This window comes from Citrobacter sp. RHBSTW-01044 (genome assembly GCF_013781945.1).
GTDB lineage: Bacteria > Pseudomonadota > Gammaproteobacteria > Enterobacterales > Enterobacteriaceae > Citrobacter > Citrobacter braakii.
The window spans coordinates 639,519-651,560 of record NZ_CP056180.1 but is presented as its reverse complement, the minus strand read 5'-3'; the positions used below and the strand labels follow the sequence as shown (position 1 = coordinate 651,560).

13 protein-coding genes and 1 tRNA gene are annotated in these 12,042 nt (G+C 55.0%); 11 read left to right on the top strand and 3 right to left on the bottom strand.

Features of this window, described 5'->3' with window-relative positions; genetic code table 11:
* Positions 1–75 precede the first annotated feature (75 nt).
* The 7 genes from HV352_RS03205 to ureG are packed head-to-tail and all read left to right on the top strand — an operon-like array spanning position 76 to position 5,005.
* Positions 76–900: an urease accessory protein UreD gene (locus tag HV352_RS03205; protein ID WP_197710786.1), complete on the top strand. Its 825-nt coding sequence runs from the start codon at positions 76–78 to the stop codon at positions 898–900.
* A gap of 10 nt (positions 901–910) precedes the next feature.
* Positions 911–1,213 carry an urease subunit gamma gene (locus tag HV352_RS03200; protein WP_019077709.1) on the top strand — a complete coding sequence of 101 codons (303 nt, stop codon included), beginning with the start codon at positions 911–913 and terminating at the stop codon, positions 1,211–1,213.
* Between the two features lie 9 nt (positions 1,214–1,222).
* Positions 1,223–1,543 (top strand): urease subunit beta, encoded by a 321-nt coding sequence (locus HV352_RS03195; protein ID WP_047414048.1) that lies wholly within the window; start codon positions 1,223–1,225, stop codon positions 1,541–1,543.
* Entirely contained in the window at positions 1,536–3,239 is a 1,704-nt protein-coding gene (gene ureC / locus HV352_RS03190) for an urease subunit alpha (protein WP_181635468.1), read from the top strand. The genes HV352_RS03195 and ureC overlap by 8 nt, the downstream gene beginning before the upstream one ends.
* 9 nt (positions 3,240–3,248) lie before the next feature.
* Complete coding sequence (gene ureE, locus HV352_RS03185; RefSeq protein ID WP_016157501.1) at positions 3,249–3,707, top strand: urease accessory protein UreE; 459 nt, start codon at positions 3,249–3,251, stop codon at positions 3,705–3,707.
* On the top strand, positions 3,707–4,378 hold the full coding sequence (locus tag HV352_RS03180; RefSeq protein ID WP_047358659.1) for an urease accessory protein UreF: 672 nt from the start codon (positions 3,707–3,709) through the stop codon (positions 4,376–4,378). Before ureE ends, HV352_RS03180 begins: the two co-directional genes overlap by 1 nt.
* Before the next feature lie 9 nt (positions 4,379–4,387).
* A complete protein-coding gene (gene ureG / locus HV352_RS03175; protein ID WP_016154547.1) occupies positions 4,388–5,005 on the top strand; it encodes an urease accessory protein UreG in 618 nt (205 codons plus the stop codon).
* Positions 5,006–5,053: 48 nt separating this feature from the next.
* On the opposite strand, the gene tsaD is transcribed toward ureG, so the two are convergent.
* Positions 5,054–6,067, bottom strand: coding sequence for a tRNA (adenosine(37)-N6)-threonylcarbamoyltransferase complex transferase subunit TsaD (gene tsaD, locus HV352_RS03170; protein WP_049259813.1), 1,014 nt, complete (start codon positions 6,065–6,067; stop codon positions 5,054–5,056).
* A 235-nt stretch (positions 6,068–6,302) separates the two neighbouring features.
* Here tsaD and rpsU point away from each other — a divergent pair, with 235 nt between their 5' ends.
* From rpsU to rpoD, 3 genes are all read left to right on the top strand, one after another.
* A complete protein-coding gene (rpsU, locus tag HV352_RS03165) occupies positions 6,303–6,518 on the top strand; it encodes a 30S ribosomal protein S21 (RefSeq protein WP_001144069.1) in 216 nt (71 codons plus the stop codon).
* Between the two features lie 240 nt (positions 6,519–6,758).
* Positions 6,759–8,504, top strand: a complete 1,746-nt coding sequence (dnaG, locus tag HV352_RS03160) for a DNA primase (RefSeq protein WP_003828467.1) — start codon at positions 6,759–6,761, stop codon at positions 8,502–8,504.
* A gap of 164 nt (positions 8,505–8,668) precedes the next feature.
* Positions 8,669–10,513, top strand: coding sequence for an RNA polymerase sigma factor RpoD (gene rpoD, locus HV352_RS03155; RefSeq protein WP_016154549.1), 1,845 nt, complete (start codon positions 8,669–8,671; stop codon positions 10,511–10,513).
* 45 nt (positions 10,514–10,558) lie between these two features.
* Here rpoD and mug read toward each other — a convergent pair whose 3' ends face one another.
* Positions 10,559–11,065: a G/U mismatch-specific DNA glycosylase gene (gene mug / locus HV352_RS03150; RefSeq protein WP_103767095.1), complete on the bottom strand. Its 507-nt coding sequence runs from the start codon at positions 11,063–11,065 to the stop codon at positions 10,559–10,561.
* Positions 11,066–11,190: 125 nt separating this feature from the next.
* On the opposite strand from mug, the gene HV352_RS03145 reads away from it, so the two are divergent.
* Positions 11,191–11,266: transfer RNA gene (locus HV352_RS03145), tRNA-Ile, on the top strand.
* Between the two features lie 461 nt (positions 11,267–11,727).
* Here HV352_RS03145 and HV352_RS03140 read toward each other — a convergent pair.
* A complete protein-coding gene (locus HV352_RS03140) occupies positions 11,728–12,039 on the bottom strand; it encodes a hypothetical protein (RefSeq protein ID WP_181599315.1) in 312 nt (103 codons plus the stop codon).
* Positions 12,040–12,042 lie beyond the last annotated feature (3 nt).

The following is a 12,042-nucleotide window of genomic DNA, read 5'->3' as shown; positions in this document are numbered from 1 at the left end:
ATATGATCGATTTCCCGATGTGCTGAGGCATACTTTTTTGTATGCAAACACCCTCATGCTGATAAGGGAAACGCTCTGGACACGGTTGCGCACGAGACACTCACACGGGGCTGGCAGGCCGAACTAGATCTGCATTTCACCCGCACTGGGCACAACACGGTGCTCGCCTCGGCGCGTCATCATGGTCCATTGACGGTTCAGCGTCCGTTTTACCCGGAAGAGGGCGTCTGCCACCTCTATTTGCTTCATCCACCCGCGGGGATCGTCGGCGGGGATGAACTACACATTGCCGTAACTCTCAACGAAAACAGCCATGCGTTAATCACCCAGCCCGGCGCGGGAAAGTTTTATCGCAGCGGTGGGCCGCAGGCGTTGCTGCGCCAACATTTCACGCTCGCCCCGCACGCCACGCTGGAGTGGCTCCCCCAGGATACGATCCTCTTTCCTGGCGCCAACGCCACTATCCAGTCCGTCTTTCACATCGCGTCGGAGAGTCGACTGCTGGCCTGGGATCTGCTGTGCCTCGGGCGACCGGTTATGCAGGAGTCCTTCAGCCACGGCACGCTGCAAAACCGTCTGGAAGTGTGGCGAAATGGGCAGCCGCTGCTGATAGAGCGCTTGCAGTTGCAGAAGGGGGAGCTGAGCGGCGTCGCGCACCATCCCTGGGTAGGCACGTTGCTGTGTTATCCGGCCACTGAAAACATGCTGGAAGGCACGCGCGAGCGGCTGACGCCGCTTGGCGATTACGCCGGGGCAACGCTTAACGACTCACTGCTGACGATCCGCTTTCTTGCCGACGACAACCTGATTGTTCAGCGCGTTATGCGTGGCATTTGGCAATTTCTGCGCCCGCTTTTGACACACAAACCACCCGTTCTACCGCGAATCTGGCAAACCTAAGAGACCCCGTATGGAACTGACCCCCAGAGAAAAAGACAAGCTGTTGCTGTTTACCGCCGCGCTGGTGGCAGAACGTCGCCTGGCCCGCGGGCTGAAGCTGAACTATCCGGAATCGGTGGCGCTAATTAGCGCTTTCATCATGGAAGGGGCACGCGATGGTCAAACTGTGGCCTCGCTGATGGAAGACGGGCGTCACATCCTGCGCCGCGATCAGGTGATGGAAGGCGTTCCGGAGATGATCCCAGATATTCAGGTTGAAGCAACGTTTCCGGACGGATCAAAGCTGGTCACCGTCCACAACCCGATCGTTTAAGGAGCGGCAATGATCCCAGGTGAATATCAGATAGCCAAAGGCAATATCGCGCTCAATCAGGGGCGGGAAACCTGTACGATCGTGGTGGAAAATCATGGCGACAGACCCATCCAGGTGGGATCGCACTATCACTTTTCCGAGGTGAACCCGTCGCTGCGCTTTGACAGGCGGGCTGCACGCGGCTTTCGTCTAAACATTCCTGCGGGCACGGCGGTACGTTTTGAGCCGGGACAAAAACGCGAAGTCGAACTGGTGCGCGTCGCTGGCGCACAAAGGATCGTGGGTTTTCGCAGCGAAGTGATGGGGGCACTGGAGGCAAATGATGAGTGAAATTTCACGGCAGGCGTACGCCGACATGTTTGGCCCAACCACCGGCGATAAGGTACGTCTGGCGGATACCGACCTGTGGATTGAGGTGGAAAAAGACTTCACCACCTACGGCGAAGAGGTCAAATTCGGCGGCGGGAAAGTGATCCGCGACGGCATGGGTCAGGGACAAATGCGCGCGCAAGCGTGTGTGGATCTGGTGATAACCAACGCCCTGATCGTCGATCACTGGGGGATCGTGAAAGCGGATATCGGCATCAAGGACGCCAGGATCTTCGCCATCGGTAAAGCGGGTAATCCCGATATTCAGCCCGACGTCACGATCCCGATAGGTGTGGGAACTGAAGTCATCGCCGGGGAAGGCAAGATCGTCACCGCGGGCGGTGTGGATACGCATATTCACTGGATCTGCCCACAGCAGGCACAGGAGGCGCTGGTTTCCGGCGTAACGACGATGATCGGCGGCGGCACCGGCCCGGCAGCAGGAACTAACGCCACCACCTGCACGCCGGGTCCGTGGTACATCGCGCGCATGCTGCAGGCGGCAGACGCCTTGCCGGTTAACATCGGTTTGCTCGGCAAAGGCAACGGCTCAAACCCTGACGCCCTGCGCGAGCAAATCACCGCGGGCGCCATTGGCCTGAAAATCCATGAAGATTGGGGCGCTACGCCAGCCGCCATCAACTGTTCCCTGGAAGTGGCAGAGGAGATGGATATCCAGGTGGCGCTGCACAGCGATACGCTCAATGAGTCCGGTTTCGTTGAAGATACGCTGGCGGCGATTGGCGATCGCACCATTCATACTTTCCACACCGAAGGCGCGGGCGGCGGCCATGCGCCAGATATCATCACCGCCTGCGCGCATCCGAATATTCTGCCCTCCTCCACTAACCCGACGCTGCCCTATACCGTCAACACCATCGACGAGCATCTCGACATGCTGATGGTTTGCCACCACCTCGATCCGGATATCGCCGAAGACGTGGCCTTTGCCGAATCACGCATTCGCCGGGAAACGATCGCTGCCGAAGATGTGCTGCATGACATTGGCGCGTTTTCCCTGACCTCGTCCGATTCACAGGCGATGGGGCGCGTGGGCGAAGTGATCCTGCGCACCTGGCAGGTGGCGCACCGCATGAAGGTTCAGCGTGGTCCGCTGGCAGAAGAAACAAGCGACAACGACAACCAGCGCGTTAAACGCTACGTCGCCAAATACACCATCAACCCGGCGCTAACCCACGGCATCGCCCACGAAGTTGGCTCCGTTGAGCCTGGCAAACTGGCCGATCTGGTGCTGTGGTCCCCAGCCTTTTTTGGCGTAAAACCAGCGACGATCGTAAAGGGCGGGATGATCGCCTGTGCGCCGATGGGCGATATCAACGCCTCGATCCCCACCCCGCAGCCGGTGCATTACCGCATGATGTTCGGTGCACTTGGCGCGGCGCGGCATCGTACTCGGCTGACCTTTATTTCGCAGGCCGCTAACGCGCAAAACATCCCGCAGCAGCTCAATTTGCAAAGCGCCATCGCCGTCGTCAAAGGCTGTCGGACGGTGAAAAAGGCCGACATGATCCACAACGGCCTGCAACCCAATATCACCGTCGATGCTCAGACTTATGAGGTGCGCATTGATGGCGAACTTATCACCAGCGAACCGGCAGACGTTTTGCCGATGGCGCAACGCTATTTCCTGTTTTGAGGAGTGACGATGATCTACCTGACCCAACGCCTTGACCACGCCCACCGCGTCACCGCAAGCGTCACGCTACCCATTGATATTCGAGTAAAAAGCCGTGCCAGAGTGACGCTGAACGACGGTCGCGAAGCCGGGCTAATGCTTCCGCGCGGTTTGCTGTTACGCAGTGGTGATCTGCTGACCACCGAAGATGGCAGCGAGGTGATCGAAGTGATCGCCGCGCCGGAGTCGGTTTCCGTGGTGCGCTGCGCCGATCCTTTCCTGCTCGCCAAAGCCTGTTATCACCTCGGCAATCGCCACGTTCCGCTGCAAATTCTGCCGGATGAGTTGCGCTACCATCACGATCATGTGCTGGACGCCATGTTGCGCCAGTTCAGCCTGGAGGTGACGTTTGCTCAACTACCGTTTGAACCGGAAGCAGGCGCTTATGCCAGTGAATCACACGGGCATCATCACGCCCATGCGCACTGATGCATAACATCCAACAGCTGCGTCTGATGCAGCTCGCCAGCAGCGCTCTCCCGGTGGGGTCGTTTACCTGGTCCCAGGGTCTGGAGTGGGCGGTTGAAATCGGCTGGGTGAAAAGCGCCGATGACTTCTCTGACTGGCAAATCCAGCAGATGGAGCAGAACTTCTTTACCGTCGACCTACCGCTACTGGCGAGACTGTATCGCGCCTGCGAGCAAGACGATCTCGCTGCAGCACGCCGCTGGATCGCTTACCTGTTGGCCTGTCGGGAAACCCGCGAACTACGGGATGAAGAACGCAGTCGGGGCGCGGCGTTTACGCGGCTGGTCACCGACTGGGAAGCAGATTGCTCGCGGGAGTGGCGCGCGCTCTTTGTCGACAGCCAACTCTGCGGTATGGCCTGGCTGGGTGTGCGCTGGAAAATCCCCCTGACCGAGCTGGCGTTAAGCCTCGGCTACAGCTGGATTGAAAGCGCAGTGATGGCTGGCGTCAAACTGGTCCCTTTTGGGCAGCAGGCGGCCCAGCGTTTGATCATTGCGCTCTGCAACCGGTATGCACAAGGTCTGGCACAGGCGCTGGCGTGTCCTGACGCCAGCCTCGGCTCAGCAACCCCGTTGGCGGCCATCGCATCTGCCCGGCATGAAACCCAATATTCCCGATTATTCCGCTCCTGAGGAGAAAAAATGAGTAACAACAAGCATCCCCTGCGCGTGGGCGTTGGCGGCCCGGTTGGCTCCGGCAAAACGGCGCTGCTGGAAGCGTTATGCAAATCCATGCGCAGCAGCTATCAACTGGCGGTGGTAACCAACGATATCTATACCAAAGAAGATCAGCGCATTCTCACCGAAGCAGGCGCACTGGAGCCAGACAGGATCGTCGGCGTGGAAACCGGCGGTTGCCCGCACACCGCTATCCGTGAAGATGCGTCGATGAATCTGGCCGCCGTAGAGGCGCTGAGCGAGAAATTCGGCAATCTGGATCTGATTTTTGTGGAAAGCGGCGGCGATAACCTGAGCGCCACCTTCAGCCCGGAATTAGCGGATCTGACGATCTATGTGATCGACGTTGCCGAAGGTGAGAAGATCCCGCGTAAGGGTGGCCCGGGGATCACCAAATCTGATTTTCTGGTGATCAATAAAACCGATCTGGCCCCTTACGTGGGCGCCTCGCTGGAGGTGATGGAGCGCGATACCCTACGCATGCGCGGCGAGCGTCCGTGGACGTTTAGTAATTTAAAATCCGGAGAGGGTCTGGAAAAAATTATCGCGTTTCTGGAAGAGAAAGGGATGCTGCGGGAGTAGAGAGTTGCCCGGTGGCGCTACGCTTACCGGGCCTACAATATTATGTGCTTATGCCGCCGGTAATTCCGCCAGCGGCCAGCGAGGACGCACGGTCACGCCAAGATCCGCCGTTGCACCCGCTCTAAAACGCACCATGCCCGCGTAGGCGATCATCGCCCCGTTATCGGTGCAAAATTCCGGACGTGCGTAAAACACTTCGCCACGACGTTTTTGCATCATCTCGGCCAGTTTTGCGCGCAGCGTACGGTTAGCGCTCACGCCCCCCGCCATCACCAGACGTTTAAAACCGGTTTGATCCAGCGCGCGTTTACACTTGATCATCAGCGTATCAACCACAGCATCTTCAAACGCACGAGCGATATCTGCACGCGTCTGATCGTCATTTTCATTATTACGAATGGTATTCGCGGCGAAGGTTTTCAGGCCGGAGAAGCTGAAATCCAGACCCGGACGGTCGGTCATCGGGCGCGGGAAGACAAAGCGTTTTTCAACGCCTTGCGATGCAAGCTTTGACAGCATTGGGCCGCCAGGATAATCCAGCCCCAGCAGCTTGGCCGTTTTATCGAACGCTTCACCAGCGGCATCATCTATCGATTCACCCAGCAATTCATACTGCCCAATACCGGTGACGCTGATCAGCTGCGTGTGACCGCCGGAAACCAGCAGCGCAACGAACGGGAAAGCAGGGGGATTATCTTCCAGCATCGGCGCCAGCAGATGCCCTTCCATATGGTGTACAGGAATTGCCGGTACGCCCCAGGCGAACGCCAGCGAACGTCCTACGGTTGCGCCGACCAGCAGCGCGCCAACCAGACCAGGACCTGCGGTATACGCCACCGCATCAATCTCTTTTGCCGTCAGTCCCGCTTCTTTCAGCGCGGCCTGGATCAGCGGTACGGTTTTACGTACGTGATCGCGCGAGGCCAGTTCTGGCACTACGCCGCCGTAGTCAGCGTGTAATTTCACCTGACTATACAATTGGTTGGCTAAAAGACCTTTTTCATCGTCGTAAATGGCGATGCCGGTTTCATCGCAGGATGTTTCAATACCCAGTACACGCATGACTTGTTTTACCTCGCTCTATTACCGCGCAGTGTAGGACCAATGCGGGTTGATGTAAAACTTTGTTCGCCCCAGGAGTTCCGCTCGTGTATACTCCTTATCCTTATAAAAGTCCCTTTCAAAATCGCGTCGGTGCTTTACAAAGCAGCAGCAATTGCAGTAAAATTCCGCACCATTTTGAAATAAGCTGGCGTTGATGCCAGCGGCAAACCGAATTTATAAAGGTGAGAGTTACATGCCGGTAATTAAAGTACGTGAAAACGAGCCGTTCGACGTAGCACTGCGTCGCTTCAAGCGTTCATGCGAAAAAGCAGGTGTTCTGGCGGAAGTTCGTCGTCGTGAGTTCTATGAAAAACCGACTACTGAACGTAAGCGCGCTAAAGCTTCTGCTGTGAAACGTCACGCGAAGAAACTGGCTCGCGAAAACGCACGCCGTACTCGTCTGTACTAATCCATTGAGAGCCAAGGCTCTCAATTCAGACAGAGTTGTAGTTGTAAGGCCGTGCTTCCGGAAGGAATGCGCGGCTTGTTTTCGTTTATACGCGTCATCATTCAAGCTGCCTCTGCGTTGGCTGCAGTCGTTCCCTCCAGTCACGTACTGATGTACGCTCCTGAGGATTCGCTCCCTTGCCGTCTTGAAGCATCTTGAATGATTTTGTGTATATAAGTCATAAAAAAATAAACGGGGCATATGGCTGGACGAATTCCACGCGTATTTATAAATGACCTGCTGGCAAGAACCGACATTGTCGATCTCATCGACGCGCGGGTAAAGCTGAAGAAGCAGGGCAAAAATTATCACGCGTGCTGTCCGTTCCATAACGAAAAAACCCCCTCTTTCACCGTAAACGGTGAGAAACAGTTTTATCACTGCTTTGGGTGTGGCGCACATGGCAACGCCGTCGACTTTCTCATGAACTACGACAAGCTCGAGTTTGTGGAAACCGTCGAAGAACTGGCCGCAATGCACAACCTTGAAGTGCCCTATGAAGCAGGCAGTGGCCCTAGTCAGATAGAGCGCCATCAACGGCAAAGCCTTTATCAATTGATGGACGGCCTGAACACTTTTTATCAACAGTCTTTGATGCAACCCGCCGCTACCCCCGCGCGCCAGTACCTGGAAAAGCGAGGATTAAGTAGCGACGTGATCACCCGTTTTGCTATTGGTTTTGCGCCCCCCGGCTGGGACAACGTCCTGAAACGGTTTGGCGGCAATGCTGAGAATCGTAAATCGCTGGTCGATGCGGGAATGTTGGTCACCAACGATCAGGGACGCAGTTACGATCGCTTCCGCGAACGGGTGATGTTCCCCATCCGCGACAAACGTGGGCGAGTCATTGGTTTTGGTGGACGCGTGCTGGGCGATGCCCTGCCGAAGTATCTCAACTCCCCGGAAACCGATATTTTCCATAAAGGTCGCCAACTGTATGGCCTTTATGAAGCCCAGCAGGATAACGCCGATCCGCAGCGCCTGTTAGTGGTAGAAGGCTATATGGATGTGGTGGCGCTGGCGCAATACGGCATTAACTACGCTGTGGCATCCCTTGGGACGTCAACCACCGCCGATCACATCCAGTTGTTGTTCCGCGCGACGAACAACGTAATTTGCTGTTACGACGGTGACCGTGCCGGACGCGACGCAGCATGGCGCGCGCTGGAAACCGCACTGCCCTATATGACAGACGGACGCCAGCTACGCTTTATGTTTTTACCTGACGGCGAAGACCCCGATACGCTGGTGCGTAAAGAAGGGAAAGAGGCCTTTGAAGCCCGGATGGAGCAGGCGCTGCCGCTCTCCGCGTTTTTATTTAACAGCCTGTTGCCGCAGGTGGATTTGAGTACCCCGGACGGACGCGCACAGCTCAGCACGCTGGCATTACCGCTGATTACTCAGGTACCAGGCGAAACGTTACGCATTTATCTGCGACAGGAGTTGGGAAACAAGCTCGGCATTCTGGATGACAGTCAGCTTGAACGTTTAATGCCAAAACTGGCAGAAAATGGGGCTTCCCGCCCTGTTCCACAGCTAAAACGTACGACCATGCGTATACTTATAGGGTTGCTGGTACAGAACCCGGGTCTCGCCCCGCTGGTTCCGCCGTTAGGCGCACTGGATAGCAATAAACTGCCTGGACTTGGCTTATTCAGAGAACTGGTCAACACTTGTCTGGCTCAGCCAGGTCTGACCACCGGACAACTTTTAGAACACTATCGTGGCACAAATGATGCTGCGACCCTTGAAAAACTGTCGATGTGGGACGATATAGCAGATAAAGATATCGCAGAAAAAACCTTCACCGACTCACTCAACCATATGTTTGATTCGATGCTTGAGCTGCGCCAGGAAGAGTTGATAGCTCGTGAGCGCACACACGGTTTAAGCAGCGAAGAACGCCGGGAACTCTGGACGCTGAACCAGGAACTGGCCAAGAAATAACAGAAAGACAAAAGTATTTAACGGCTTAACTGCCGAATATCGCTCGGGAAGCCCCCGACAGCCGCACGGAGAGGCAGCGGCAAAATATAAGTATGCCCTCGTTTTGCCGTTGGCGGTTTTACCGCCCAACACCAATCAAACGAATTAAGTGTGGATACCGTCTTATGGAGCAAAACCCGCAGTCACAGCTGAAGCTACTTGTCCAACGTGGTAAGGAGCAAGGCTATCTGACCTATGCCGAGGTCAATGACCATCTGCCGGAAGATATCGTCGATTCAGATCAAATCGAAGACATCATCCAAATGATCAATGACATGGGTATTCAGGTGATGGAAGAAGCACCTGATGCCGATGATCTGCTGCTTGCTGAAACCTCCAACAGCACCGATGAAGACGCGGAAGAAGCGGCTGCCCAGGTTCTGTCCAGCGTTGAGTCCGAAATCGGTCGTACAACTGACCCGGTCCGCATGTACATGCGTGAAATGGGTACCGTTGAACTGTTAACCCGTGAAGGCGAAATCGACATCGCTAAACGCATCGAAGACGGGATTAACCAGGTTCAATGCTCCGTTGCCGAATACCCGGAAGCCATCACCTACCTGCTTGAGCAATACGATCGTGTAGAAGCTGAAGAAGCGCGTCTTTCCGATCTGATCACCGGCTTTGTCGATCCGAACGCGGAAGAAGACATGGCGCCAACGGCGACACACGTCGGTTCTGAGCTCTCTCAGGAAGAGATGGATGACGATGCAGACGAAGATGAAGAAGATGACGACGACAGCAGCGATGACGACAACAGCATCGACCCTGAATTAGCGCGTGAAAAATTCGGTGAACTGCGTACTCAGTACGAAATCACTCGCGACACCATCAAAGCGAAAGGCCGCAGCCATGCTGCCGCGCAGGAAGAAATTCAGAAGCTGTCTGAAGTGTTCAAACAGTTCCGCCTGGTGCCGAAGCAGTTCGACTACCTGGTAAACAGCATGCGCGTCATGATGGACCGCGTGCGTACTCAGGAACGTCTGATCATGAAGCTCTGCGTTGAGCAGTGCAAAATGCCGAAGAAAAATTTCATCACCCTGTTCACTGGCAACGAAACCAGCGAAACCTGGTTCAACGCGGCAATCGCGATGAACAAACCGTGGTCTGAAAAACTGCACGACGTGGCAGATGATGTTCACCGCGGACTGCAGAAACTGCAGCAGATTGAAGAAGAAACCGGCCTGACCATCGAGCAGGTTAAAGACATCAACCGTCGCATGTCCATCGGTGAAGCGAAAGCCCGCCGTGCGAAAAAAGAGATGGTTGAAGCGAACTTACGTCTGGTTATCTCTATCGCCAAGAAATACACCAACCGTGGTCTGCAGTTCCTGGATTTGATTCAGGAAGGTAACATCGGTCTGATGAAAGCGGTTGATAAGTTTGAATACCGTCGTGGTTACAAGTTCTCTACCTATGCAACCTGGTGGATCCGTCAGGCGATCACCCGCTCGATCGCGGATCAGGCACGTACCATCCGTATCCCGGTACATATGATTGAGACCATCAACAAGCTCAACCGTATCTCCCGTCAGATGCTGCAAGAGATGGGCCGCGAGCCGACGCCGGAAGAGCTGGCTGAACGCATGCTGATGCCGGAAGACAAGATCCGTAAAGTGCTGAAGATCGCTAAAGAGCCTATCTCCATGGAAACGCCGATCGGCGACGATGAAGATTCGCATCTGGGTGATTTCATCGAGGATACCACCCTCGAGCTGCCGCTGGATTCTGCTACTACCGAGAGCCTGCGTGCCGCAACGCACGACGTTCTGGCTGGCCTGACCGCCCGTGAAGCGAAAGTTCTGCGTATGCGTTTCGGTATCGATATGAATACCGACCACACGCTGGAAGAAGTCGGTAAACAGTTCGACGTTACCCGCGAACGTATCCGTCAGATCGAAGCGAAAGCGCTGCGTAAACTGCGCCACCCGAGCCGCTCTGAAGTGCTGCGTAGCTTCCTCGACGATTAATCTCGCCGCATAAGCATAAACGCCACCGCAAGGTGGCGTTTTTCTTTATAGTCCCCGCCTGGCCAGGGCGTCATTCACTTCCCGATACGCCTCCACCAGTTTATCCAACGTAATCCGGCTTAACCCGCTGGGATTCGGCAAAACCCATATTTGCGTCGCGCCAATAGTCAGCGTTTGTTTTCCCCACTGCGCCCCACGCTGGCTGAGGCCCTGCTCAAATGCCTGCTTCCCAAGGATTGCGAGTGCGGCGGGCTGATACTCTTCTATTTTCTCAATGAGCTTACGACCGCCGTTGCGCATCTCCTGTAACTTCACTTCATTGGCTTGCACCGTCGGTCTGTCGACAAATTTAGTCACGCCGCAACGGAAGTCCAGCAGGTGTTGTGCCTCTTCGGGTTTGAGCTGGCGATCGGTAAATCCCGCCTGATGGATGACCTTCCAGAAGCGATTAGCGGGATGTGCAAAGGGGAATCCTGTACCTGCGGAAGACAACCCCGGATTGATGCCGCAAAACACTACCCGCAGCCCCGGCGCCAGTATGTCCTTAACCATAATTACTCCCATCAATACATCAGAGGAACAAGTATAACGGACTGAAAATACATTGTTTATAAAAACAGCATCCGTACGCTTATGTCTGGATTGCAACGCGGAGTTACTTTATAATCCACCGCCACGGCCCCTTAGCTCAGTGGTTAGAGCAGGCGACTCATAATCGCTTGGTCGCTGGTTCAAGTCCAGCAGGGGCCACCAAACACAGCAAGGGCTGGCGAGTAATCGTCGGCCCTTTTGTTTTTTCCGGGGATATGCCGGGGATATTCCAGAAAGGTAACCATGGTGATTTATGGTTATTTTATGACCGCCCACCATATCTACAGCATTTCTTGCTTAGTGCCATTCGCAAAACGTTAACATTTGCATACATTGACGATGTGTGAAGCTGGTGGACGAACTCCACGCATAAGCCCACCCGCATCATATAAAAAAGGCTGGCACGTCTTTTTGCGTACCTTGCGTACCCAGTTTTTCACTGCGCAATCTGATGAATAGCGTTTCTGATGTTTGTCACGCTGCCAGCGAATGGCCCGTGTAACCCTGGCATTTCTAAGCATGAGAATGGCTCTTTGAACCTTAACATTTCTTAACATCTGGCTTGCCCCGGCGCAAGCTAATGGCTCGTAAAACCTTAGGAATTCTTAGGGGCTGGCTGGCGGTCACAAACGCCGCAAACCCTTTGCATTTGCACCCGCCAGGCGGTATGCGTCGATCAGTTTTTCGCGTTTTACCGACTCCGAATTCGCAGTTTTTTTTGCGCAGTTTTGCGTAGTTTTTTTTTGCGAATTCGCAGTTTGTTTATCTTTGGCATCGTCTTTCTTTTCTCCGTGCCGTCTTAACTTACCTGCTCCGGGTAACGTCGGCAAAATATTTTGCTCAGTACCCGGCGCAATATCCCGGCGCACGCCGTCGAACTCAAAAAGTACCGCTGCGGGATAGAAATCATCTCGAGCACTTGCGACAACAAACACACG

Excerpts from the sequence above, each read along its gene's own strand:
- HV352_RS03200 (WP_019077709.1), top strand. The coding sequence starts at position 911 with ATGGAACTGACCCCCAGAGAAAAAGACAAGCTGTTGCTGTTTACCGCC.
- HV352_RS03195 (WP_047414048.1), top strand. The coding sequence starts at position 1,223 with ATGATCCCAGGTGAATATCAGATAGCCAAAGGCAATATCGCGCTCAAT.
- ureC (WP_181635468.1), top strand. The coding sequence starts at position 1,536 with ATGAGTGAAATTTCACGGCAGGCGTACGCCGACATGTTTGGCCCAACC.
- ureE (WP_016157501.1), top strand. The coding sequence starts at position 3,249 with ATGATCTACCTGACCCAACGCCTTGACCACGCCCACCGCGTCACCGCA.
- HV352_RS03180 (WP_047358659.1), top strand. The coding sequence starts at position 3,707 with ATGCATAACATCCAACAGCTGCGTCTGATGCAGCTCGCCAGCAGCGCT.
- ureG (WP_016154547.1), top strand. The coding sequence starts at position 4,388 with ATGAGTAACAACAAGCATCCCCTGCGCGTGGGCGTTGGCGGCCCGGTT.
- tsaD (WP_049259813.1), bottom strand. The coding sequence starts at position 6,067 with ATGCGTGTACTGGGTATTGAAACATCCTGCGATGAAACCGGCATCGCC.
- rpsU (WP_001144069.1), top strand. The coding sequence starts at position 6,303 with ATGCCGGTAATTAAAGTACGTGAAAACGAGCCGTTCGACGTAGCACTG.
- dnaG (WP_003828467.1), top strand. The coding sequence starts at position 6,759 with ATGGCTGGACGAATTCCACGCGTATTTATAAATGACCTGCTGGCAAGA.
- rpoD (WP_016154549.1), top strand. The coding sequence starts at position 8,669 with ATGGAGCAAAACCCGCAGTCACAGCTGAAGCTACTTGTCCAACGTGGT.
- mug (WP_103767095.1), bottom strand. The coding sequence starts at position 11,065 with ATGGTTAAGGACATACTGGCGCCGGGGCTGCGGGTAGTGTTTTGCGGC.